At 56.3% G+C, this 23,722-nt stretch carries 21 protein-coding genes and 1 pseudogene; 8 read left to right on the forward strand and 14 right to left on the reverse strand.

What is annotated here, in order from left to right; translation table 11 throughout:
- Positions 1 to 25: 25 nt before the first annotated feature.
- The 5 genes and pseudogenes from ctaE to IEX04_RS18845 form a co-directional block, all read left to right on the forward strand.
- Positions 26 to 664 (forward strand): aa3-type cytochrome oxidase subunit III, encoded by a 639-nt coding sequence (gene ctaE, locus IEX04_RS12200; protein ID WP_188685980.1) that lies wholly within the window; start codon positions 26 to 28, stop codon positions 662 to 664.
- A gap of 75 nt (positions 665 to 739) precedes the next feature.
- Positions 740 to 1,534 (forward strand): cytochrome bc1 complex diheme cytochrome c subunit, encoded by a 795-nt coding sequence (gene qcrC, locus IEX04_RS12205; protein WP_188685982.1) that lies wholly within the window; start codon positions 740 to 742, stop codon positions 1,532 to 1,534.
- 69 nt (positions 1,535 to 1,603) lie between these two features.
- Positions 1,604 to 2,653 carry a cytochrome bc1 complex Rieske iron-sulfur subunit gene (gene qcrA / locus IEX04_RS12210; protein ID WP_188685984.1) on the forward strand — a complete coding sequence of 350 codons (1,050 nt, stop codon included), beginning with the start codon at positions 1,604 to 1,606 and terminating at the stop codon, positions 2,651 to 2,653.
- Positions 2,654 to 2,655: 2 nt separating this feature from the next.
- A complete protein-coding gene (qcrB, locus tag IEX04_RS12215) occupies positions 2,656 to 4,326 on the forward strand; it encodes a cytochrome bc1 complex cytochrome b subunit (protein ID WP_188685985.1) in 1,671 nt (556 codons plus the stop codon).
- A 146-nt stretch (positions 4,327 to 4,472) separates the two neighbouring features.
- Positions 4,473 to 4,768 (forward strand): annotated as a pseudogene (locus IEX04_RS18845) (Tn3 family transposase); the annotation flags it as partial.
- Positions 4,769 to 5,420: 652 nt separating this feature from the next.
- On the opposite strand, the gene IEX04_RS12225 reads toward IEX04_RS18845, so the two are convergent.
- The 6 genes from IEX04_RS12225 to IEX04_RS12250 form a co-directional block, all read right to left on the reverse strand.
- Positions 5,421 to 6,203 (reverse strand): GntR family transcriptional regulator, encoded by a 783-nt coding sequence (locus IEX04_RS12225; RefSeq protein WP_188685988.1) that lies wholly within the window; start codon positions 6,201 to 6,203, stop codon positions 5,421 to 5,423.
- 84 nt (positions 6,204 to 6,287) lie between these two features.
- Positions 6,288 to 6,689, reverse strand: a complete 402-nt coding sequence (locus IEX04_RS12230; protein WP_188685990.1) for a cytochrome c oxidase subunit 4 — start codon at positions 6,687 to 6,689, stop codon at positions 6,288 to 6,290.
- 2 nt (positions 6,690 to 6,691) lie between these two features.
- Positions 6,692 to 8,410 (reverse strand): aa3-type cytochrome oxidase subunit I, encoded by a 1,719-nt coding sequence (gene ctaD, locus IEX04_RS12235; RefSeq protein WP_188685992.1) that lies wholly within the window; start codon positions 8,408 to 8,410, stop codon positions 6,692 to 6,694.
- 5 nt (positions 8,411 to 8,415) lie between these two features.
- The gene (ctaC, locus tag IEX04_RS12240; RefSeq protein WP_229677128.1) at positions 8,416 to 9,306 is read right to left on the reverse strand and encodes an aa3-type cytochrome oxidase subunit II; all 891 of its coding nucleotides are present in this window, start codon (positions 9,304 to 9,306) and stop codon (positions 8,416 to 8,418) included.
- A gap of 213 nt (positions 9,307 to 9,519) precedes the next feature.
- Positions 9,520 to 9,894: a HesB/IscA family protein gene (locus IEX04_RS12245; RefSeq protein ID WP_188685996.1), complete on the reverse strand. Its 375-nt coding sequence runs from the start codon at positions 9,892 to 9,894 to the stop codon at positions 9,520 to 9,522.
- 134 nt (positions 9,895 to 10,028) lie between these two features.
- On the reverse strand, positions 10,029 to 11,438 hold the full coding sequence (locus tag IEX04_RS12250) for a dipeptidase (RefSeq protein WP_188685998.1): 1,410 nt from the start codon (positions 11,436 to 11,438) through the stop codon (positions 10,029 to 10,031).
- A gap of 69 nt (positions 11,439 to 11,507) precedes the next feature.
- Here IEX04_RS12250 and IEX04_RS12255 point away from each other — a divergent pair, with 69 nt between their 5' ends.
- Positions 11,508 to 12,101, forward strand: coding sequence for a DUF3043 domain-containing protein (locus tag IEX04_RS12255; protein WP_188686000.1), 594 nt, complete (start codon positions 11,508 to 11,510; stop codon positions 12,099 to 12,101).
- A 362-nt stretch (positions 12,102 to 12,463) separates the two neighbouring features.
- On the opposite strand, the gene IEX04_RS12260 is transcribed toward IEX04_RS12255, so the two are convergent.
- Positions 12,464 to 13,528, reverse strand: a complete 1,065-nt coding sequence (locus tag IEX04_RS12260; RefSeq protein ID WP_188686001.1) for a quinone-dependent dihydroorotate dehydrogenase — start codon at positions 13,526 to 13,528, stop codon at positions 12,464 to 12,466.
- 61 nt (positions 13,529 to 13,589) lie between these two features.
- Here IEX04_RS12260 and IEX04_RS12265 point away from each other — a divergent pair, with 61 nt between their 5' ends.
- On the forward strand, positions 13,590 to 14,627 hold the full coding sequence (locus tag IEX04_RS12265) for an alpha/beta hydrolase (protein ID WP_194446454.1): 1,038 nt from the start codon (positions 13,590 to 13,592) through the stop codon (positions 14,625 to 14,627).
- Here IEX04_RS12265 and IEX04_RS12270 read toward each other — a convergent pair.
- The 3 genes from IEX04_RS12270 to leuA form a co-directional block, all read right to left on the reverse strand.
- Complete coding sequence (locus tag IEX04_RS12270) at positions 14,624 to 15,430, reverse strand: isoprenyl transferase (protein WP_188686005.1); 807 nt, start codon at positions 15,428 to 15,430, stop codon at positions 14,624 to 14,626. The genes IEX04_RS12265 and IEX04_RS12270 overlap by 4 nt on opposite strands.
- Positions 15,427 to 16,176: a DNA repair protein RecO gene (gene recO, locus IEX04_RS12275; RefSeq protein WP_188686008.1), complete on the reverse strand. Its 750-nt coding sequence runs from the start codon at positions 16,174 to 16,176 to the stop codon at positions 15,427 to 15,429. Before recO ends, IEX04_RS12270 begins: the two co-directional genes overlap by 4 nt.
- 309 nt (positions 16,177 to 16,485) lie before the next feature.
- Positions 16,486 to 18,225: a 2-isopropylmalate synthase gene (gene leuA, locus IEX04_RS12280; protein WP_188686010.1), complete on the reverse strand. Its 1,740-nt coding sequence runs from the start codon at positions 18,223 to 18,225 to the stop codon at positions 16,486 to 16,488.
- Positions 18,226 to 18,805: 580 nt separating this feature from the next.
- Between leuA and IEX04_RS12285 the strand changes: the two genes are divergently transcribed.
- Positions 18,806 to 19,420, forward strand: a complete 615-nt coding sequence (locus IEX04_RS12285) for a DUF4286 family protein (protein ID WP_188686012.1) — start codon at positions 18,806 to 18,808, stop codon at positions 19,418 to 19,420.
- A 254-nt stretch (positions 19,421 to 19,674) separates the two neighbouring features.
- On the opposite strand, the gene era is transcribed toward IEX04_RS12285, so the two are convergent.
- Genes era through IEX04_RS12305 form a run of 4 tightly spaced genes read right to left on the reverse strand, consistent with a single transcriptional unit; the run spans position 19,675 to position 23,421 of the window.
- A complete protein-coding gene (gene era, locus IEX04_RS12290) occupies positions 19,675 to 20,637 on the reverse strand; it encodes a GTPase Era (RefSeq protein WP_170947942.1) in 963 nt (320 codons plus the stop codon).
- On the reverse strand, positions 20,627 to 21,919 hold the full coding sequence (locus tag IEX04_RS12295; protein WP_096257725.1) for a hemolysin family protein: 1,293 nt from the start codon (positions 21,917 to 21,919) through the stop codon (positions 20,627 to 20,629). Before IEX04_RS12295 ends, era begins: the two co-directional genes overlap by 11 nt.
- A gap of 3 nt (positions 21,920 to 21,922) precedes the next feature.
- Positions 21,923 to 22,396 carry an rRNA maturation RNase YbeY gene (gene ybeY, locus IEX04_RS12300; protein WP_188686014.1) on the reverse strand — a complete coding sequence of 158 codons (474 nt, stop codon included), beginning with the start codon at positions 22,394 to 22,396 and terminating at the stop codon, positions 21,923 to 21,925.
- On the reverse strand, positions 22,396 to 23,421 hold the full coding sequence (locus IEX04_RS12305) for a PhoH family protein (protein WP_188686016.1): 1,026 nt from the start codon (positions 23,419 to 23,421) through the stop codon (positions 22,396 to 22,398). Before IEX04_RS12305 ends, ybeY begins: the two co-directional genes overlap by 1 nt.
- Positions 23,422 to 23,722 lie beyond the last annotated feature (301 nt).

Raw genomic sequence — 23,722 nt, forward strand, 5'->3', positions numbered from 1 at the left:
GGCTGTTTAGAGACATAATGACAGGGTGACAACTGCGACTCATGCCCCAAATACGACGGCGCCTCATGCGCCGAACCGCCCAAACATGGTGTCGGTGGGAACGATGGTGTGGCTCTCCAGCGAGCTCATGTTCTTCGCCGCCCTCTTCGCCATGTATTTCAGCCTCCGGGCTGCCGCGCCCGAGCTTTGGGCGACCGAAACTCCAAAGCTGAACGTACCGTTCGCGCTGGTTAACACCTTGATTCTGGTGTCCAGCTCGTTCTCCTGCCAGATTGGCGTGTTCAAAGCCGAAGAGTTCAAGCCTCGCCGTTCCGGCGGAATTTTTAATTTCAAGGAATGGGGAATGATTGAATGGTTCATCCTCACTTTCATTCTCGGCTCGATCTTCGTCTCTGTTCAGGCCTATGAATACGCTGTGCTCGTGAGCGAAGGCGTTGCAATAAACTCGAACTCGTACGCTTCATCGTTCTACATCACTACTGGCTTCCACGGCATTCACGTGCTTGGTGGCCTGATCGCATTCTTGCTGATCATAGGTAGAGCAATGCTTGCTAAGAAGTTTGGTCACTTCGAAGCGACCGGTGCCATCGTTGTGTCTTATTACTGGCACTTCGTTGACGTAGTGTGGATCGCGCTGTTTGCGATCATCTACTTCCTACAATAGGTAACTAATATCCATCAGTTGCCTCCACGGAAGTATGGCAACACCACACCAAGAAACTAAGTGAGGAACCAGCAAGTGAAGGCTCTTTCGAAGAAGCGCCGCCACCCGCTCGCCGCTGTGGCCCTGCTGTTGTTCGGATTGCTGGTCACCGGCAGTCTCTACACTGCAGCAGGCAGCATAAGCGAAGCGAAGGCAGCGGATACGACTTCTGCATCGGTTACCGATGTGGAAGAAGGACAGAAGCTTTTCGTAGCCAACTGCGCCACCTGCCACGGCATGAGCGCCGAAGGCACCGCAGACGGCCCATCGTTGATCGGCGTCGGCGCAGCAGCAGTTGACTTCCAGGTAGGCACCGGCCGTATGCCGATGCAGATGCAGGGGCCTCAGGCTCAGGCTAAGCCAGTACAGTTTGACGATGAGCAGATCTCTCAACTGTCGGCCTACGTTGCGAGCCTCGGTGCAGGTCCAGCAATTCCTGGCGAAGATGTGCTGGATACCACTCAGGGCGATGCCGCCCAAGGTGGTACCATCTTCCGCGTGAACTGCGCAATGTGCCACAACGCTGCTGCCGGTGGTGGCGCGTTGACCCGCGGTAAGTTTGCTCCGACGCTAGCCGGCGTCTCAGAGAAGCACATTTACGAAGCGATGGCTACCGGTCCGCAGAACATGCCAGTGTTCAACGACTCGAACATCACCCCGGATGATAAGCGCGATGTGATCACCTTCTTGAAGACCATTGAAGCTAATGGTTCTGCCGGTGGCGCTGCTCTTGGAAACCTTGGCCCAGTGGCTGAGGGTCTCTTCGTTTGGACCGCCGGTTTGGGCATCATCATCGCCTTCACCATTTGGTTGACCTCGCGTCCTTCCTAAGGCTTTCGCGGTGAAAACCGCAAACATCACTACGTACATAAATTCCTAACAGAAGGATGAGAGAGAAACATGGGCGACCATAGTCACGGCAGTCCCGAAGAATCGGGCACCGTTGCTAAGGCTGACGATGTAGCTCAGGACCGGTTCCCGGATCCAGGACTCCCCCCACATCGTCCGCGTCTCGCAGATCGCGATCCGCGCGCAGCCAAGCGACACGAGCGCCAAGTTGCGCTGCTATTTACCATCTCCATCATTGGCACGCTGTTCTTCTTCGTGGCTTACTTCGTCCTGGGTCGCCTGGGCGAAATGACCTTCGCTGAACTGCGTGTGCAGAACGCTGCACTGGGCTTGGGCACCGCATTCGCGATGCTCGGCATTGGTGTGGGTATCGTTCACTGGGCTAAGACTCTGATGCCGGACCATGAACTCGTTGAGCAACGTCACGAAATCAGCTCCGAAAAAGATCGCCAGGATGCAGTCGATATCATCGACACAGTGATCGAAGAAACCGGTATCAAGCGCCGTCCGCTGATCCGCAACACTTTGATTGGTGCCATCGCTTTGGCACCGATTCCAGCAATCTTCATGTTCCGCGACCTTGACCGCACCGGTAAGACCGCACATCAGATGATCGAGCAGATGCGCCACACTTTGTGGGACACCGGCGTTCGTCTGACCCGCGACCCATCGGGTACTCCGATCAAGGCCTCGGATGTTCAGCTTGGCTCCGCTTTCCACGTGATCCCTGAGGGTCTGGAAAATGCAGAGAACATGCTGAACGAAAAGGCTAAGGCAGTTGTACTGCTCATGCGCATGGACCCGCAGGAAATGAATATTTCCGAGGGCCGTGAAGACTGGCACGTAGATGGCATTGTTGCCTACTCGAAGATCTGCACCCACGTGGGATGCCCGATCGCCTTGTACGAGCAGCACACGCACCACTTGCTTTGCCCATGCCACCAGTCGACCTTCGACCTCGCCAATGAGTGCAAGGTTATCTTCGGCCCGGCAGGTCACGCACTTCCACAGCTGCCTATTACCGTGGACGCCGACGGCTACCTCGTAGCTCAGAGCGACTTCCACGAACCTGTAGGCCCAAGCTACTGGGAGCGTGGATAATCATGGCAACAACCAATGAATACACCCCGTCAACTACCACCGGTCGTCTAGCGAATTTCGTAGACTCCCGCGTCGGTGCCTCGGGCATGGTCAAGGAATTTGGTCGTAAGATCTTCCCTGACCACTGGTCATTCATGTTCGGTGAAGTAGCGCTGTACACCTTCGTACTGCTGCTGCTCTCCGGTACTTTCTTGACTTTCTTCTTCGATCCATCGATGACCCACATCACCTACAACGGTTCTTACGTCCCGTTGAAGGGCATCGGCATGTCGGCGGCTATGGCTTCGACCATGGACATCTCCTTTGATGTCCGCGGTGGCTTGTTCATGCGCCAGGTGCACCACTGGTCGGCACTGCTGTTCGTAGCATCGCTGTCCGTGCACATGCTGCGCGTGTTCTTCACCGGCGCTTTCCGCCGCCCACGTGAACTGAACTGGGTTGTCGGCGGCGTGCTGCTGATCATGGGTCTAGCTGCTGGTTTCACCGGCTATTCACTGCCCGATGATCTGCTTTCCGGTAACGGTCTGCGCATTATCGACGGCGTCATGAAGGCTCTGCCGATTGTTGGCACTTACCTGTCGATGTTCTTCTTCGGTGGCGAGTTCCCTGGCGTACACGTCATTCCCCGCTTGTACTCGTTGCACATCATGATCGTTCCGGCAGTAATCATCTTGCTGCTGGTCATCCACTTGTTCATGGTTGTCACTCACAAGCACACCCAGTACCCTGGCCCAGGCCGGACCAACGACAACGTTGTTGGCTTCCCAGTTGGTCCTGTGTACGCAGCGAAGGCCGGTGGATTCTTCTTCATCGTCTTCGGTATCGTGGCATTCATTTCGGGTCTCTTCCAGATCAACCCGATCTGGAACTACGGTCCATACGATCCATCACCTGTTTCTGCTGGTACTCAGCCGGACTGGTACATCGGATTCGTTGACGGCGCGTTGCGTTTGATGCCTGGTTACCTTGGTAACTTCAGCTTCGAATGGATCATCCCGTTCCCATGGGGCGATAACACCTTGGTGTTGAGCGTTCTACTGCCTGCCCTGGTTCCTGCCGGCGTACTGTTCATGGTGATGTTCGCATGGCCATGGATCGAGCGTTGGGTGACCAAGGACAACCGCGAGCACCACCTGTTGGACCGCCCGCGTAACGCTCCATTCCGTACCGCAATGGGTGCTGCTGGTGTCGTCTTCTACTGTGTCATGTGGGCAGCAGCCTCCTCGGACCTGATTGCGACCCACTTCCATGTGGCATTGAATGACGTAACCTACTGGCTGCGCATCCTCTTCTTCCTGGGCCCGATCTTCGCCTTCTGGATTACCCGCCGTATTTGCTTGTCGCTGCAGCGTAAGGATCGCGAGATCGTGCTGCACGGCCGTGAAGCTGGCATTATCCAGATGTCGCCTGAAGGTGGCTTCTCGGAGAAGCACGAGGAAGTTGACGTGTACAAGCGCTTCTTGCTCACCAGCTACAACGACAACAAGTACATCCCGGCTCAGCCGGATGCTGCAGGGCACGTCTCCGGTTCGGAGAAGCGCCGCGCAGCATTGTCGAAGTTCTTCTTCGAGGATCGTGTTGCCCCAGTGACCCCATCGGAGCTCGAAGCTGCGCACGCAGCCCACGGCCACCATGAGGTCGAAGGCGAAAAGCAAGACTCGATCGAGAAGTAGCATCGACTCGCACTAGTCACAGAAAGAGGGACACACCTACTGGTGTGTCCCTCTTCTGGGTTAAGCAGGCTTCATGCCAGCTACTCCCCTTCGGTTCAACAGCGTTGCCAACCTCCGTCGATGGTCTGCGGTACGTGGACCCGGTACGCGCGACCTTCCAGACACGGCACGGGCAAATCTACCAGCGCCACTAAGAAGGCCAGGAAGACCAGGTCAGTGCACTCGGCCTGCCCCTGAACGCGATCATGCTCTGGAACTCCCATCGCACCGATGCATCCATTAATGCATTGCGTGAGGCCGGCAACCTCGTGAATGACGCGGATACCGCCCGGCTGTCCCCGCACGGCGATCAACACGTCAACATGCTCGGCCGCTATGCCTTCATCACCTCCACACCAAACGGACCCCGTAGCAGGAACCTGCCGCGGGACAGCTGGCATGAGAAATTGATCCGTGTAATCCTAGACGTGCCCTTTCTCGGATTTAGCCAACAATTCTGGAGGCCTCTAACTCGATCTTCCATCCCCGGTCTGCGTGAGTATATCGCCGGGATTTGCTGCTGAAAGAGTGCAAGTAATCAATCACAACCACCCTCTGCCCTCTAAGTAGAAGCACGAAAAGCCAGAAGATCAGGTCTAAGTTCAGACCCACGATGAGTGCTTACTTCGAAAATTGTGGGCTTTAGTGGTCGAAGAAGTATCGCTGTATCGATAGAGAAAGCCTAAGCGTACGATTTTTCCGTTTTCTGCGCCGACCCCACATTGGTCTGCTACTGGTCGATGGCGGCCATGATGGATTCTCGTCGGGTCGCTCGACGGCTGCCGGATCGAGTGGTCTGCTGCGCTGATCTCGGATAGCGGAGTTAGCAAGGGGAATTAGCCAGCATGTGGTCTTTAGTCTTTAGCGAGAGGACATCAAGTCAGCGGCAGAATCAGAATTCAGTCACCGCTTGAGGTCAGTTCGTTGGTCTCGGTTTGCCCGGCAGTATCCGCTTCGCGGCAGGCTTCCCGTGCCAACAACATCGTCTTCGCTGTTATCTAGCGCCTGAGCGCAGGCTCTGGCCTCACTGGCACAGGACAGGATCGCTTCTAAGGCTAGAAATTGTCTGTATAGCGTGGAGTGCGCGTTCCAAGCCGTTGGAGCGGTACAAAGAGCTTGTAGCGATCCGACCGGTACAGCGAAACCGAGTAGTCGGCCAGGCGTTCGCCGATATACGCATAGCGAGTGATCTGCAGGAGCGGGAAACCCTGCTCAACGCCCAGCAGTAAGGCTTGTGCACTGCTGGCGGCTGTACTTTCCACCTGATCTTCGCCCCATTCCAAGAGGATGCTGTATCGCTCGTGGAGCGCCTGGTAAAGCTTGGATGGTGGCGGTCCGTCAACGAAGCCGGGTACCAGGTCCGCTGGCATGTAGTTTTCATCCAAGCTCATAGGTGTGCCGTCGGCAAGCAGCAGGCGCTTGAAGCGGACTACTCCAGCTCCCTCTTCGACCATGAGTTGGGCGCTGAGGTAGGGCGAAGCCTTGACCTCGTCGAATTCGAGGACGCGAGCGTCCGGAACCATGCCACGGCGCATCATGTCTTCTGAATATGAGTGCAGACGCACACGCAGATCCATTTTTTCTGGAACGACGAACGTGCCAATGCCCACCACGCGCTTAAGTACCTGCTCGTCTACCAATGCGTCAATGGCCTGCCGGATAGTTTTCCGGGCCACTCCGAAGTGCGTGGCCAGTTCGCGTTCTGGCGGGAGTTTGTACCCTGGCTTGCACGCTTCGCGAGCGTGCGTTTTGAGGATGTGACGGATCTGCCGGTACTTACTGGTCTTGCTTTGGGCATCGAGCGTGCCGGTGACCGGTGGTGTCGGTGAGTAGCGCATGTTGGTCTCCTAGGACACAGAAGTGCTAGTTAAAATGCTAACGGGGTGACAAGTGAAAACTTGTCACCCCGTTAGGAGAACTTCTTAGTGAGCGTGATCGCCGCGGCTGTATTCGTAAACCCAGCCGACAAGACCGATAACGCACAGTCCCAGACCGATGAACATAACCCACCATCCAAGGGCTAAGCCAAGGAAGCCGATTGCTGCGGCACTGGCAAGAACCAGCGGCCACCAACTCCACGGTGCGAACAGCCCGACATCGCCGGCGTTCTCGTGGATTTCACCGTCAAGGCGATCCTCTGGACGAGGGCCAATACGTTTTGCGGTGAAGTACAGGTAGCCGCCAACCATGGCCGACAAGCCAACCAGCATGAGCAGTGCTAACAGGCCAACCCATTCATCCCAGTTAGTCATGTAACCGTAGACGAGCGCGATAGGGGCGAAGAAGAAGATTCCACCCAGGAAGATCCAGGATTCAACTTTCATCTTTACAGGTCCTTCTGGTCAGCCGGTCCGAAGATCTTCGCAGCACCAGCAGTAGGAGTAGCACGGCCACTCAGTTCTGGGTGGTGCAGATCAAGCGCTGGGCGCTCGGAACGGATTCGTGGAATCGAGTGGAAGTTGTGACGTGGTGGTGGGCAAGAAGTTGCCCACTCCAGCGATGCACCGAAGCCCCATGGATCATCAACTTCAACCATCTTGCCATTGCGGTGAGTAGTCCAGACGTTCCAGAAGAACGGAATCATCGACATCCCCAAGATGAACGCGAACACGGTCGAAACCTGGTTCATCCCGGTGAAGCCATCTTCGGGCATGTAGTCAGCGTAACGACGTGGCATTCCCATAACACCCAACCAGTGCTGGATGAGGAAGGTTCCGTGGAAGCCGATAAACAGCAGCCAGAAGTGGATCTTGCCCAAACGCTCGTTGAGCATCTTGCCGGTCCACTTTGGCCACCAGAAGTAGAATCCGGCAAACATGGCGAACACCACGGTACCGAAGACCACGTAGTGGAAGTGAGCAACCACGAAGTAGGTATCCGAAACGTGGAAGTCAAGCGACGGAGCCGACAGGATAATACCGGTGAGGCCACCGAACAGGAAGGTGATCATGAAGCCGATGCTCCACAGCATTGGGGTTTCGAAGGTAATCGAACCTCGCCACAGAGTACCGATCCAGTTGAAGAACTTCACACCAGTTGGCACTGCGATCAGCATCGTCATGAAGCCGAAGAATGGCAACATCACCGAGCCGGTCACGTACATGTGGTGAGCCCAGACGGAAACCGAAAGTGCAGCAATGGATATGGTCGCGAAGACCAGACCCTTGTAACCGAAGATCGGCTTGCGGCTGAAGACCGGGAAGATTTCAGAGACGATACCGAAGAACGGCAGCGCAATGATGTAGACCTCAGGGTGACCGAAGAACCAGAACAGGTGCTGCCACAGGATCGCACCGCCATTTTCTGGGTCGAATATATGTGCCCCAAAGCGCCGGTCGGCACCCAGTGCGAACAGCGCAGCTGCTAGCGGTGGGAAAGCCATGAGAACCAAGATCGAGGTGATCAAGATGTTCCAGGTGAAGATCGGCATACGCCACATCGTCATACCAGGTGCGCGCAAGCAGATGATCGTGGTGATGAAGTTGACGGCGCCAAGAATGGTACCGAAGCCGGACAGGGCAAGGCCGAAGACCCAGAGGTCTCCGCCGACGCCCGGCGAGAAGGTGGTGTTCGACAGTGGCGCGTAAGCGAACCAACCGAAGCTAGCAGCACCCTGAGGAGTGAGGTAGCCAGCGAGTGCAATGGTCGAACCCAGTGAGAAGAACCAGAAGGCCAACGCGTTGAGACGAGGGAAGGACACATCTGGGGAACCGATTTGCAGAGGCATCATGACGTTGGCGAAACCCGCGAAGAGCGGAGTTGCGAACATCAGAAGCATGACGGTGCCGTGCATCGTGAATAGTTGGTTGTACTGTTCCTTGGTCTGCAGGATCTGCATGCCAGGTTCGAACAGCTCAGCACGGATCAGCAGCGCCATGACGCCACCAATGCAGAACATGATGAACGAGGTGATCAGATACATGTATCCGATCTTCTTGTGGTCAGTCGTCGTGATGTAGTCGACGAAGATGCGACCCTTTGACCTCGGCACGACAGATGGGGCAATCGTCTTGACGTCGTCGGTAGCGTATTCAAACGTTGTCATAGTGACTACTTTCCTCCCTCTTCTTTGCCGTGCTCCACAACAACGGAGTTAACCTTGTTGGGCTGACGGTCGTATTCTTCGCCAAGCTGGCCATCTTCCATCTTGGCAAGCTGGGCCTTGAACTCTGCGTCGTTGACGACCTTGACGTTGAAGAGCATTTCCGAGTGGTACTCGCCGCAAAGCTCGGCGCACTTACCAGCGAAGGTACCTTCAACCTGTGGAGTCAGGTAAATGTAGTTGGTCTTGCCGGGGATCATATCCAGCTTCTGAAGGAATGCTGGAACCCAGAACGAGTGGATAACGTCTCGGCTGTTGAGCTCGAGAGTTACCGACTTGCCTGCAGGCAGGTACAGGGTAGGCAAAGTTTCTTCAACGCCTGCCGAGCCATCCGTGTTCAGGTGAGCCTGTTCGCCAGCGAAGTACTTCTTCTGGCCCTCGTAGTTGTAGTTGAAGTCCCACGACCACTGCTTCGCGCGGACGTCAATGACGACCTCGGAATCTACAGGTGCCTTGATTGACTTCTCAATGGTGTTATTGAAGCTAAAGAAGACCAAAACAAGGACCAACGGAATGGCCGTGTAGAAGATCTCCAATGGCAGGTTGTAGCTGAGCTGACGCGGGTAGCCGGTATCGGTCTTGCGGCGACGGTAAGCCACGACGCACCAAAGCATCAGGCCCCAAGTCATCACACCGATAATGATCACGGCGATCCAGGAGTGAACCCATAGATCCTGGATTGCTCCAGTGTGGTTCGTGGTGTCGCGCTCCACGTTAGGGAGCCAACCGCGTTTAGCCTCCGCTGTACATCCCGTCAGCAGCAATGCGCCGGCGCCGACCAAAGCAATAACTTTAGCTTTGGCAGATCCGCGACTGCCGGTTCGGTATTGCGAACTCACAGACGGCCCTTCCTCTTTGTTGGTGCAGAATGTGGTCTTCATAAGTCACCTCGCGGTTAAACGAGTTGCACGGTGAGGTGGCTCACGAAGGGAAACATAGTTTTACTACTCTCTGTAGAGCTTACCCTCTTAGACCCCGGAATACCGAAAAACGCCGCTGTTTGAACGAGAAATTTCTTCAACGTTTAAACAGCGGCGTTAGTTCCTTGTGGCCTAGTGGAAGGAATCTCCGCAGGCACAAGATCCGGATGCGGCAGGGTTGTCAATGGTGAACCCCTGCTTGGAAATCGTGTCTTCGAAATCGATCGAAGCGCCAGACAGGTACGGCACGCTCATCTTGTCGACAACCACTTCTACGCCATCAAAATCGCGTACGTGATCGCCTTCAAGCATGCGCTCATCGAAGTAGAGCTGGTAAATCAGGCCAGAGCAGCCACCGGGCTGAACGGCGATACGCAAACGAAGGTCATCGCGGCCTTCCTGCTCAAGAAGTGAACGTACCTTCTGCGCAGCTACGTCGGAAATTGCCACCTCGTGGGTTGGCACCTCGGTAGAGTCACCCGCGGTCTGGTCAACGGCTACAGTCATGATTTTCCTCCCATACTGTTTGATGTGACGCCCTCATCCCGAAGTGCATCGGGCTAAACGGCATCTTTTCTTGATTCAATACTACGTCGCGAGGATCAAAAATGCTCTTTGATCTTCTCGTCATATGACGCGGTTCATAGTCCCGTCGAGTTAATCCGTGCCAAAAGCAATGCTTCGGCAACAATTGCTTTCTGGAAGTCCCCAATATGAAGCGACTCGTTAGCCGAGTGCGCTCTCGAATCAGGATCTTCCACTCCGGTAACCAAGATCTGCGCCTGCGGGAATACTTCGAGCAGGTCGGCGATAAAAGGAATGGATCCTCCCAGCCCCATGCTGACCGGCTCTACTCCCCACGACTGCTCGAGTGCCCAGCGTGCAGTGTCGTTCGCCGAAGCTTCAAGATCTGCCTGGTAGGCGTTTCCGCCTTCGGTGGCGACAAACTGGACCTCGGCACCGCGCAGATCCACCGACTTCACGTGTGCTTCCAACGCAGCCAGTGCCTGTTGCGGCTCTTGTCCTGGCGCCAATCGCATTGACACCTTAAAGCGCATCTGCGGAATTAAGGTATTTGACGAGCGATCAACACTAGGCATATCCATTCCAATGACGCTCAGTGCTGGTTTATTCCATAAACGGTCGGTGATCTTTCCGGTGCCTGCCAGTTGCACCGAGTCAAGCACGGAACTATCGCGGCGGAATTCGGCCTCATCGAAGTCGACTTCGGCGCTGTCGTTGGCCACGAGACCTGATACAGCAACGGAACCGTTTTCGTCATGGAAGGAAGCGATGAGCTTGGCCGCAAGGATCGGAGCGTCGAGCACCGGGCCGCCAAACATGCCCGAGTGCACTGCGTGCCCCAGGGAGCGGACGGTGATTTCTGCGGCAGCCATGCCGCGAAGCGAACTTGTCAGCGCGGGGGTCCCCACCGCCCAGTTCGATGAATCGGCCACGATGATCACGTCGGCTGCGAGCTTTTCCTGATGCGCCTCGAGGAAGTTCCGGAAGGATGGTGAGCCAGCTTCCTCCTCGCCTTCGAAGAAGTAGCTGACGCCCACGCCGAAGTCCGCCACGGACTCCAGTACCGCGCGCAACGACGCAATATGAACCATGATGCCGGCCTTGTCATCTGCGGCGCCACGGCCATAGAGCCGCTCCCCTACGCGGGTTGCTTCAAATGCTGGAGTGTTCCAGTCTTCGTCATTTCCCGGAGGCTGCACGTCGTGATGTGCATAGAGCAGAATCGTTGGCTTGCCGGGGGCGGCCTTGCGGCGGGCAACTACCGCGGGGGCACCCATGATGCCGTTATCGTCTGCTTCACGCAGAATTTCGACGGTGTCCATGCCAGCATCGCGGGCCAGAGCGGCGACAGCTTCGGCGCTCCGTTCAAGGTTCGCTGGATCAAATGATTCCCAAGCAACGCCGGGAATGGCGACCAGTGAGCTGAGCTCTTCGAGGATCTTCTCAAAGTTCTTCTCGACATGACTTTTTAGGGCAGTAACATCGACGCCATGGTTTGAGCTGTCGACTGGAGAATTGATTGTCATGCATTCAGCCTAGCAATGACCGCGGTTGCCAATGTCACTAGGTAGCCAACAACCCGGTAGGATAGGGGCGTGTTTGGACGTAAAAAAGATGACTCTCAATCCCCCGCAAATGTAGAGCCGGCAGACTCGGCTCCTGAAACAACGGACGGCCGCAAGACCGGCCCGACCCCGAAGCGCAGCGCACAGCAGGCTAGCCGCCAGCGTCCGCTGGTGCCCACCGATCGCAAGGCCGCGAAAGAAGCCGATCGCCAGCGTCGTATCGAAGCGCAGAATCGTTTGCGTATCGCTAACGAAACTGGCGACGAGCGCTACCTCATGCCACGTGATCAGGGCGCGCAGAAGCGTTACGCCCGCAACTTCATCGATTCCCGCTGGATGTTCAGTGAATTCATGATGTTCGTGATCTTCGCTTTCTTGATCTTGTCACTGACTTTCAACCAGAATCTCGGCGTGCAAATGTACGTCCAGGGTGCACTCTGGGTCGTTATCGCTCTGGTGATCATCGAACTGATTGTGACCACGATACTGCTCAAGCGTCGATTGGTCGCCAAGTTCGGGTCGATGGACCGTGGACTACGCATGTATGCAGCAATGCGCGGAATGCAGTTCCGCAAGCTACGTCTTCCTAAGCCGCAGGTTAAGCGCGGCGCAAATATCGACTAGTCTCGCAGTCCAAATCTTCTAGGGCGGACCCCAACGGGTCCGCCCTTCTTAATGCTCGAAAACGCAATGGGCATTAACCAGTAGTCTTCTACACAATGTTATAGATTTGTATTTGTCTTCACAAGGTTTAAAATATTTATGTTTTGATGCCTTCCCTGTACGTACTGAATTCCTTTGTAATGCGAGATACAAGGTCCAATGCAGCGCCTACAAGGATTTAATCTGGTGCCACGATCGTCCCACCACATCGGCTCACCGCGTCCATTAGGCGTTTTGTTTCTCCCCCGGCAACGACTAGCCGGTTAAACGACTGATCCCCTGAAACCAAGTTTCAGGGGATCGTTTATTTCCACGGTGCTGCCCTACAGGCTGCGGGCAAGTTCCTTATTAATCGCACGAGCCCAGAAAGGACCTTCATAGAGGAAGGCGGTGTAACCCTGAACCAAGTCTGCGCCCGCCTCCAGACTCGCCTTTACGTCGGCAGCATTCTCCACGCCACCAACGGCAATCAACGTCATCTGGGCAGGAACCAACTCACGTAGTTGGCGCAATACCTGCAATGAACGACGTTTTAGCGGTGCTCCGGAGAGCCCACCGGCACCGATTTCTTCCACTCGTGCAGAGTCAATGCTTAGACCGTCGCGCGTAATAGTCGTATTGGTGGCAATAATTCCGTCCAAATTGAGCTCGGTTGCCAATTTCGCAACATCGGCAACATCTTCGTCGCTCAAGTCGGGAGCTATTTTCACCAGCAATGGCAGGTGACGTCCGGCGACTTGATCGGCCAGCTCTCCCACTTCACGCAGCAGCGGACGCAATGACTCAACACTCTGCAACAGCCGCAAGCCCGGGGTGTTGGGACTGGAGACATTAACAACTAGGTAATCTGCATGGTTTGCCAGCTGGCGGGTCGATTCAAGGTAGTCGCCGATGGCATCTTCAAGTTCAACCAGTTTGGTTTTACCAATATTCACACCGATTACCGGGCGAGTTCCGGTGTAGTCGGCCTTCAGGTGCTGGCGTGCAGTAGCAACGCGTGCGGCTACGGTTTCGGCGCCTTCATTGTTAAAGCCCATGCGGTTAATGACTGCGCGGTCTTCGACCAAGCGGAATAGCCGAGGCAACTCATTGCCCGGCTGGGCTTGACCGGTGACGGTACCGATCTCCACATGTCCGAACCCGATGTCACTGAGCGCCAAAATTCCGGTGGCACCTTTATCAAACCCTGCCGCCAGACCAAACGGCGAAGGAAAATCAATCCCCATCACGGTACGACGAAGCTTGGGGTCAGGGGCAAAAAACTTTCGGACTGCCTTGGTCAAACCCACGCGTTGCGCGAGCTTGATGGCGTCAAAAGCAAAATAGTGGGCCTTTTCAGGATCCATCTTGGTGAAAACATGCTTGAAGACCAGAGGATAAATGCGCATGGTTAATAGTTTCCCGCGAAGATCCCCAAACAGACAACTTGAGATCGGTATGCTTCAAGACATGAAGGGCTCAACGTACTCATCCAGCGGGCAATGGCCGGATTTCACCGACACCACAGAACCCGGTCAATGGGTCGCGGATCCATTAGGTGAAGGATTCGAATACACGACCTTGGACTTCGGTGTTGATGATGAAGGCCCGGCCGTCGGCACCTTAGTCCGTTATAAGCCCCTGGGCTGGCGCACCTTGCTGCCGCGTCGCTACAACGGAGTGGTGTTGAGTCTGCATGGGTGGAGCGACTATTTCTACAACCGGGAGCTTGCAGAATTTTGGGAAGCTCGCGGTTATCATTTCTACGCGCTTGATCTACGTCGTTACGGGCGCAGCCTCCGCGCAGAGCATGAAATACCAGGTTACGTCGATGACCTGGCAGTGTATGACGAAGAGCTCGACGCCTCCATGGTGCTACTCGGCGCAGCACATCCAGATCTCCCGATCATCGCTCAAGGACATTCCCAGGGCGGACTGATCCTCACCCTGTGGTTAGCTCGTACCGCAGCCCGTGTCCAAGCTTTAGTGCTCAATGCCCCCTGGCTGGAATTCCAAGGAACTGCATTTTTACGCGTTCCCATGCACGGGATCCTGGAAGCTATTGGTCGTAATAACGGGCGGCGCAAACTCGTGCTGCCCGAACGCGATCACTACTGGCATTCATTGAGTGATCAAGGAGTCGGCGAGTGGGACATCCACCGGCTGTGGCGGCCGCGCTACGCATTCCAACCAACTACCGCCTGGATGAAAACCATCCTCGATGGGCACGCCCTCGTCGCCAAAGGCTTGGATCTATCCCAACCAATTCTGGTGCTCAGTTCAAATGCGTCGCATCTGAGTACCAACTACTCCCCCATTATGCAGAACTCTGACTCCGTGATCGATGTGCAGCAGACCCGCTTGCGGGCCATCAAACTGGGCAGTTTTGTCACTCTGTCACAAATCCCTGGGGCCATGCACGACGTGTTCACCTCTGCAGAACCAACCAGGGCCGCAGCTTATCGAGATCTCGCATTGTGGCTGAAGATGTTCCAGCGCAAGCGCTAGCTCTTCGGCTTGTCTACGGCTCCGCCGTAGCGGCGATCGCGTTGTGCATACTGCTGTACGGCGGTAAACAGCGTAGTACGGTCTACATCGGGCCACAGCTGGTCAAGGAACACCATTTCTGCGTACGCTGACTGCCACAGCAGGAAATTACTCGTACGCTGCTCGCCGCTGGTACGCAAGAAAAGATCTACATCTGGCAGTTCCGGCGCGTAGAGGTACTTGCCCAAAGTCTTCTCTCCTACCGAGGAAGCCTTCAACCTGCCGGCGGCAACATCTGCCGCGATCGCTGACATCGCATCACCAATTTCGGCTCGCCCACCATAGTTGACACACATGGTCAGCTGGCAGCCGAGATTATCTTTTGTCAGTTCTTCGGCGGCTCGCAGCTCGTTAATCACCGACTTCCACAATCGAGGTTCGCGACCGGACCAGCGAATTCGCACTCCCCACGAGTTGAGCGTATCGCGCTGGCGCCGCAGCACGTCTCGTGAGAATCCCATCAGAAAACGTACTTCCTCGGGGCTTCGTTTCCAGTTCTCGGTGGAGAAGGCGTAGACGGAGACATGCTTGATTCCCAGTTCCACCGCTCCGGCCATCACATCCAGCAGCGCAGCTTCGCCGGCCCGGTGTCCCTCGGTGCGAGGCAATCCGCGCTGATTGGCCCAACGTCCGTTGCCGTCCATAACGATCGCTACATGCTCAGGCACTAAGGCTGCGGGGATGCTGGGCATCACCGGGTTATCCGGGTGCGGGTAAGGCTTGACTGGACCAGGTCGGCCGGTAATCGGGCGAAGCTTGCTCATGTTCTCTCCACGTGTTTCAGCGATTTCACGGCACGCTCCAGGTGCCACTGCAGGTAATTGGCAACAATGTCGGCTGCCTGTTTTTTGGCTCGCGGTCCGGCTTCAGCCACCGAGTCCCAGTCGCCGGTGAGTAACGCCTGTAGGTAACCAAGGGTAATCGGATGGGGTGCCAAAGATCCCGGAGGCCGGCAGTCGGCACACACCACTCCGCCCAACTGGACGTGCAAAGCTTCGTGCGGACCAGGCTTCCCACACTTAACACAGTCGGTAAATGACGGAGCCCAACCAGCAATAGAAAGCGCCCGGAGAATGTAGGAGTCAAGGACTGCTCCGGAATCAACCCGATGTTTTGACAACAGCGCGATAGCACCATGAAGCAGCAAGTACTGTTTGCCGGTGGAATCCGCATCGGCTTCGAGCAGTCTCTCGGCAATTTCAACCATCGCCGTACCCACCGTATAACTCGTGTAGTCGCTCACTAGCTGTTGCCCATAAGGATGGCGTAGCTGAGCCTGCGAGACGACATCAAGATTTCGCCCCATCACGATCAGCGCGTCAACTTCCATAAATGGTTCCAAGGTGGCGCCGAGCCGCGATGAAGTGCGGCGCACGCCCTTGGCCACCGCCCGTACCAGTCCCTTGGGAGTGATCAGGGTGATGATGCGATCTGCTTCGCCCAGTTTATGGGTACGCAGCACTAACCCACGGGTGTGGTAACTGCGTGAAGCAAAGCCGGAACGTGACACGTCTTCAATTCTCCCACTTGAAACTGGAAAAATCGCAATTCACCACCGTGGATCCTTCGCTCAGCGCTGCCAGTGGCTACGTCGGAGTCCACGCCGGGTATTTCTCGCACGCAACCAGGTGCCGGATGGTTGGCTTCGCCAGTCACCAACCCCATGGAACTTTATGACGGCTGTCGGTCTGTTCCTCATCCTGATCGTTCTCGAGCGCAGAGGTGAACTAAAGGGCTCGTGGCTCTCTTTCGCGTCAGCGGAAAACAAAAATGCCAGGAACCAAAGGGTTCCTGGCATTTTGATGCTTGCGGTAGGTAGCTAAGCAGCGTCGCGAATCGCGCGGTTGACGGCAGAAACCACTGCCTTCAGAGCCGAGATGTTGGTATTGGTGTCCATCCCAACGCCCCAGAGGATACGATCACCGACGGCACATTCAACAAATGAGGCCGCACGCGCGTTGCCACCCTCGCTCATTGCATGCTCGGTGTAGTCCAAGACGCGCAGGTCTACTCCATCATCGTTGAGCATCTTGACCAAAGCAGACACCGGGCCGTTGCCCTGAGCGCTACGCTCATGCGCTACCCCATCGATGATCAGCTTCACGTCCAGCTGGAAGCTTCCGTCTTCGGCCGAAGCAGCGGTCGCCGACGCAATCTGGTAGTAACCCCAGGCATCCAATCCGGAGCCTTCGCTGGCCGGCAGGTACTCGTCCTGGAAGACGTTCCAAATGGTGGAGGAGGAAACCTCGCCACCTTCGGTTTCGGTCTTCTTCTGGATTACTCCGGAGAACTCGATTTGCGCACGGCGCGGCAGATCCAAGTTGTAATCATTTTTCAGCAGGTAGGCCACGCCACCCTTGCCGGACTGTGAGTTCACGCGGATCACTGCCTCATAGGAGCGGCCAATGTCCTTCGGATCGATCGGCAGGTACGGGACCGCCCAGAGGATGTCGTTCAGATCCTTGCCCGCAGCGGTGGCCTTTGCGCCCATCGCCTCCAAGCCCTTCTTGATCGCATCCTGGTGGGAACCGGAGAACGCGGTGAAGACCAGGTCGCCACCGTAAGGGCTGCGTTCTGGGACTGGCAACTGGTTGCAGTATTCGACGGTGCGGCGAATGTGGTCCATATCGGAGAAGTCGATTTCTGGGTCCACGCCCTGACCGAACATATTCATTCCCAGGGTCACCAGGTCGACGTTGCCGGTGCGCTCGCCATTGCCGAACAAGCAGCCTTCGATGCGATCCGCGCCAGCCAGGTAACCCAGCTCGGCGGCAGCAACACCGGTTCCACGGTCATTGTGTGGGTGCAGCGACAAGATAATCGAGTCACGGTTCGCCAAGTTGCGGTGCATCCACTCGATCGAATCCGCGTACACGTTCGGGGTAGCCATTTCTACGGTGGCCGGCAGATTCAAGATCATCTTGTTCTCCGGGCTGGCTTCCAAAACTTCGGCTACAGCCTCGGAAATTCGCTTGGCGAATGCCAGTTCGGTGCCAGTGTAGGACTCTGGTGAGTACTCATAGGTGATCTTGGTACCGGTCAGCTGCTCTTCGTACTTCTTGCACAGGCGTGCACCCTGTACCGCGATATCAACGATGCCATCCTCGTCTTGGCGGAAGACAACTTCGCGCTGCAGGATCGAGGTGGAATTGTACAGGTGAACGATTGCCTGCTTGGCGCCCTCGAGCGCCTCATAGGTGCGCTCGATCAGGTGCTCGCGGGATTGGGTCAACACCTGGATGGTGACGTCATCAGGGATGCCGCGTTCGATCAGCTGACGGACAAAGTCAAAGTCGGTCTGCGAAGCGGAAGGGAAACCGACTTCGATTTCCTTGAAACCCATTTGGACCAACAGGTCAAACATCTTGTGCTTGCGCTCTGGACTCATCGGGTCGATGAGCGCCTGGTTTCCATCACGCAGGTCAACCGCGCACCAGCGTGGAGCCTTCGTAATGTACTTATCTGGCCAGGTGCGATCTGGAAGGTTGACTTCGATCTGATCCTGGAATGGAACATACTTGTGGACTGGCATGTTCGAAGATTTTTGCATGTTCTGCATTTCGGTTATCCCCTAGACAATGTTGGTGCTTAGTTGTGTGGGGCCAGACGTGAGCTACTCCGCGGCGAGAAGGTCGGCCGAATTGACCACTAACGGTCTCTTGGATCCTCGCAGCGGCAGATTAGAAGTAGAAGCTCGAAATGCACATTTTGAGCATAACACCGGTTTGTTGAGCACCGTGATTTGCTACTCAATTGTGTCAAATAGTGGACATCAGGCGGGGAAGCGATCCTCGGGATCGGCTCGATATCCATGGACACTTCGGGTGAAATGCGCGAACAATAGGAGCTCAGGGCGAATTGCACACCGGCCGGGGCAACCAGGCTGAGGAAGGCAACGGATGAAGACGATCATCATCAGGGCAGGAATTGCCGGGCTTGTGGCGGCCGGCCCGATCGCTACGCAAAGGGTTCACCGATCTGCACCCAGATGGCGCAACGCCCTGACAGGCTCCGCCGCCGACGTAATCCGCCACCTCGCCGAAGGCGCCTGAACCACCTCGGACAATCCAGGAGGCTCACTCAATAGGGTGAACAGGATGTCATCGCAGACAGTAACCCATCCTAGAAAGGAAATTCCCTTGGACCTGAACCAAACCGGAGCGCCGGACCCCGCCGAACAAACCCTGCTATTTGAGATCCCGGGGCTACGGTGGACCGAGGCAGACGCGCGTCGGGCGCGGCAAGCGGTACCAGAGGTGCCAGTCGATATCCTCACCGCCATCTCGGAGCACGAAACGTGGATCTACGTTTCCCGGCAACAGGTGAGTGATTTGGGCACCCCGGGTGACCCGGCGGCGTTCCTGGCCAGGCTCCTGGGGACCAGCGACAATGCCACCCAGGCGTTCCGTCTTCGCCGTCTACAGGCTCTGCTCTCGATCGGGGACGCAGCACAGGGCGGGCTCCAACCCTGGCACTACACGTCACAAACGGACATCCCGGTAGATGACGAAGACGAGTTCAACCAGTGGTTCGATCGCGAGCACCTGCCGCGCCTGGCCGCGGTCACGGGTACCGCGCACGCAGCCCGCTACCGGACCGATGGCTCCCCGCGATATCTCGCCGGCTATGACTTGAGCGGTGAAGACGTGCACGGCAATGATGCGTGGCGTGATGCCGTCGCAACGCCGTGGCGCGATCGGATCCACCAGAGGTTCGTCAAACCACGTCGTCTCATGCTCAAGCGATTGCGCTAGCGGCTCGCACAGACGAGACACTGATGCACGCGGGTAAGCACTCCGAGCCAGGCTACGCAGTTGCGTCTTGGCGCGCTGCTTAAACACGGTGAAACAACGGGACGTGCGCCCAGCTCGCCACACACCGGCACACGAAGCCCAGTCAGGTTATGGTTTTTTGCGGTATCCGCCACCCGCTGCAAGCTAAAAAACCGGCCCCCGGATCTCCTCGAGCTGAGGTGATCCGGGGGCCGGCGGGTCATGCCAGGCTGTGCTTAGAAGCCCAAGCGCCCTAGCTGCTTCGGGTCGCGCTGCCAGTCCTTGGCAACCTTCACGTGCAGGTCCAAGAAGACCTTGGTGCCCAAAAGCTTTTCAATGCCTTGGCGCGCGTTGGATCCCACCTCGCGCAAGCGTGATCCGCCCTTGCCGATGATGATCGCCTTCTGGCTTGAACGTTCCACAAACAACGAGACGTGAATGTCGATCAACTGCTTGTCTTCGCTGCGTCCCTCGCGTGGGATCATTTCTTCGACCACTACAGCCAAAGAGTGTGGCAGCTCGTCGTGTACACCTTCAAGGGCAGCCTCACGAATAAGTTCGGCGACCATCTTCAGCTCAGGCTCGTCGGTGAGTTCACCGTCCGGGTACAGTGGTGGGCCCTTCGGCAGGTGCTCCACGAGCACGTTTGCGACCTCTTGAACCTGGAATTCCTTCACTGCGGAAACCGGGATGATGGCTGCAAAACCATCTTCGCCAAACTGTTCCACACCCAGTTCGGCCACCGACATTAGCTGCGCGGCGAGCTGTTCACGGTCAACCAGGTCCGCCTTAGTGACTAGGGCGATGATTGGCTTGCGCTGCAATTGCGCCAACTGGGTGGCGATAAAGCGGTCACCGGGGCCGATCTTCTCATTGGCCGGCAAGCAGAAACCAATGGCATCCACCTCAGATAGCGTCTGTGCGACCAAGTCGTTGAGGCGCTGACCTAGCAAGGTGCGCGGACGGTGCAAGCCGGGGGTATCAACCAGGATCAGCTGGGCGTCTTCGCGGTGCACGATACCGCGGATGGTGTGCCGCGTGGTCTGCGGCTTAGCCGAGGTGATCGCGACTTTCTGGCCGACTAGCGCGTTGGTTAGCGTCGATTTGCCGGCATTCGGGCGTCCCACAAAAGAGGTGAAACCCGAACGGAAGTTCTCGGGCCAGCCACTGGTGGGCATCATTTTCTCGTTATCGCTCATCGGCGGATACCTCGTTGTTCTCATTATGGTCGGATGCGTCCGTTTCCAGACGCTCTACATGGATTTTGCCAATACGGTTTCGGCGACCCGCGAGGGCCACCACGGTCAGCCGCAGTCCGTGAACATCGGCGGTGGAGCCGAGTACTGGAACGGATTCCAGCACCTTCGAGAGTAACCCACCGACGGTGTCAACATCTTCATCATCGATCAGCACGTCGAAGTGATCTGCCACATCATCGATGGACACCGAGGCCATGGCGAACAGCGAACCGTCTGGATTCTCGATGATCTCGTTACGTGAACGGTCATATTCGTCGTCAATTTCGCCGACGATCTCTTCGATCAGATCTTCAAGTGTGACCAACCCGGCGGTGCCACCATACTCATCAATCACCACCGCGAGGTGAATGGCTTCTTGCTGCAGTTCTTGAAGAAGGTCTGCAGCATTTTTTGATTCGGGCACAAAGCGTACCGGCCGGGCCAAATCTTCCAGACGCTCCGCCTGCTGCAGGCCGTGGATCTCGGAGATCACGTCCTTGAGGTAGATGATGCCTTGAATGTCGTCGGTATCTTCGCCGATCAGTGGGATCCGTGAATAGCCGGAGGCCATAAACAGTTCCAACGCACTGTTAATGGTGTGTTCCCCGGTGAGCACCACCATGTCGGTACGCGGCACCATGACCGCACGCACGTTGGTTTCTTCCAGATCCATTACCGAGGAGATTAGTTCGGCAGATTCTTCATCAAGGTCTTCGCCTTCGCTGGCGCGATCCACCATGTCGCGGAGGCGTTCTTTGCCAAGGTAACCGTCTTCGTCGTTACCCGTTCCCGGGCTCATCGCGGTACCGATGCTGGCCAGCCAATTGGTGATCGGACCCAATAAAAGACGCAACAGGCGCACCATTGGTGCCGTCGTACGAACCACGTTGCGAGCATTGGAACGTCCATAACGCCGAGGTGACACGCTCACCAGCACAAAACCGATGGCCGCCATCACCACGGTGGCCAGTAGTCCGGCTAGCCAGAGGTTTTCGATCCAGCGGGCCGCCAGTAGGGCTACCGCCACCGCGGAGGCGGTTTCAAACCAGATACGCCAGAAGCGGATTGCTTGGGCGTGGGACTCGGTGTCGTCAAGGATGCGACTCAGCGACTTTGAGTCTGATTCGCTGCGCAACCGCTCGGCCGCATTACGCGACAATGCGTAGAAAGCTGAGTCGGCGGCCGTTAAAATTGCGGCGCTGGCCATGAAGACCAATGCCAAAATGAGTAGTACTGCGCCCACCGGCTATTCCACCGTTTCTTTCGGTGCTGGGCGGCCGGTGTAGCCTTCGAGTAGTCGGCGCTGCAGGGTGAACATTTCGGCCTTTTCCTCTGGTTCTTCGTGGTCGAAGCCCATCAGGTGCAACATGCCGTGAGTGGTGAGCAGCAAAATCTCATCATGGACCGCATGCCCGCCAGCCTTCGCCTGAGCCTCGGCGATGGTTGGGCAGATCACGATGTCGCCTAAGATCCCGCTTTCCGACGGAGCGGTTTCGGAACCTGGCCGAAGTTCATCCATGGGGAAGCTCATCACGTCGGTGGGACCTTCTAGGTCCATCCACTCCACGTGCAATTCGCTCATCGCATCTTCATCAATGAAGACGATAGAAACTTCGGTTTCCGGGTGGATGAACATCGCCTCGGTAATCGAGTCGGCGAGTTTCTGCACATCGTGCAGGTCCACCTCATAGTCGGTTTCGTTGTTTACTTCCACGCTCATTACTTGGTCCGTCCCCGAGAGTGTTGTTCACGTTTTTTGGTATCCCAACGGTCATAAGCCGTGACAATGTCTGCGATCAGTCGATGACGCACCACGTCCCCGGCATCCAGCCGGCACAGCTTGATGTCATCAATATCTTCGAGCACTTCGATGACCATGGCTAATCCGGAGACCGCGTTTCCTGGCAGATCCACTTGAGTCACGTCCCCAGTGATCACCATTTTGGATCCGAAGCCCAAACGAGTGAGGAACATTTTCATTTGCTCGCTGGTGGTGTTCTGCGCCTCGTCCAGAATGACAAATGCATCATTGAGTGTGCGCCCGCGCATGTAAGCGAGCGGGGCCACCTCAATCGTTCCAGCTTCGATAAGACGCGGAATGGTCTCCGGGTCGATCATCTCGTGCAAAGCGTCGTAAAGCGGACGCAGGTACGGGTCAATTTTTTCGGTCAAGCTTCCGGGAAGGAAGCCTAGCTTCTCCCCCGCTTCTACCGCCGGGCGCGTCAAGATAATTCGACTCACTTCCTTGGCTTGCAAGGCTGCCACCGCCATGGCCATCGCAAGGAAAGTTTTACCGGTACCGGCTGGACCCACACCAAAGGTGATGGTGTTGTCCTCGATCGCGTCGACATAACCTTTTTGATTCAGCGTCTTAGGTCGAATCGATCGGCCACGTCCAGAAAGGATCTTCAGACCCAGCACGTCGGTGGGTGTATCACCACCGCCGGCAGAGAGCATCTTAATGATTTGCTCGATCGTATCTGCGCTCATCCGCGAACCGCGGCTGGCTAAGGCCCGTGCTTCTTCGGTAACCCGCTGCGCTTTACGTACCTGGATAGGTTCGCCGATCAAGGTCAAGGTGGCACCGCTAGGGCGGAACTGCACCAAGGGATAAGCACCTGTCAGGATGCGCAATAATTCATCACTAGGACCTAGCGTCGCGACCATAAGTTCGGGAGTCTCGAAGGTGATGGTCATGGACGCGGAGTCTGACTCGGCCGGTATCTTATTATGTTCAACCTGCATGCAGTGCTTAGTGCCCCTTTTATAAAGCTTGGCGATGGTTCGTTCTCGTACCTTACAGTCTATCCATGACGGTCAGCCTTCGGGAAGATTTTCGCCATGAGCAAGGGCTCAATGCATCTGAAGTGTTTCTTAAGTATCACTGGTGGCCAAGGTATAGATTTGGTTAAGAATGCGTCGAAACGCCAGATTTCCGCTTTTTTGCTCAGCTTCGTGTGCCAAACTATTTGAGCGTCAGGGCATTTAATGCCCCGACGTTAAACGATTGATCAACGGATTGGTAAGTAGTGCAGGGTAGATTCAC

The organism is Glutamicibacter ardleyensis, from assembly GCF_014644555.1.
Taxonomy (GTDB): domain Bacteria; phylum Actinomycetota; class Actinomycetes; order Actinomycetales; family Micrococcaceae; genus Glutamicibacter; species Glutamicibacter bergerei.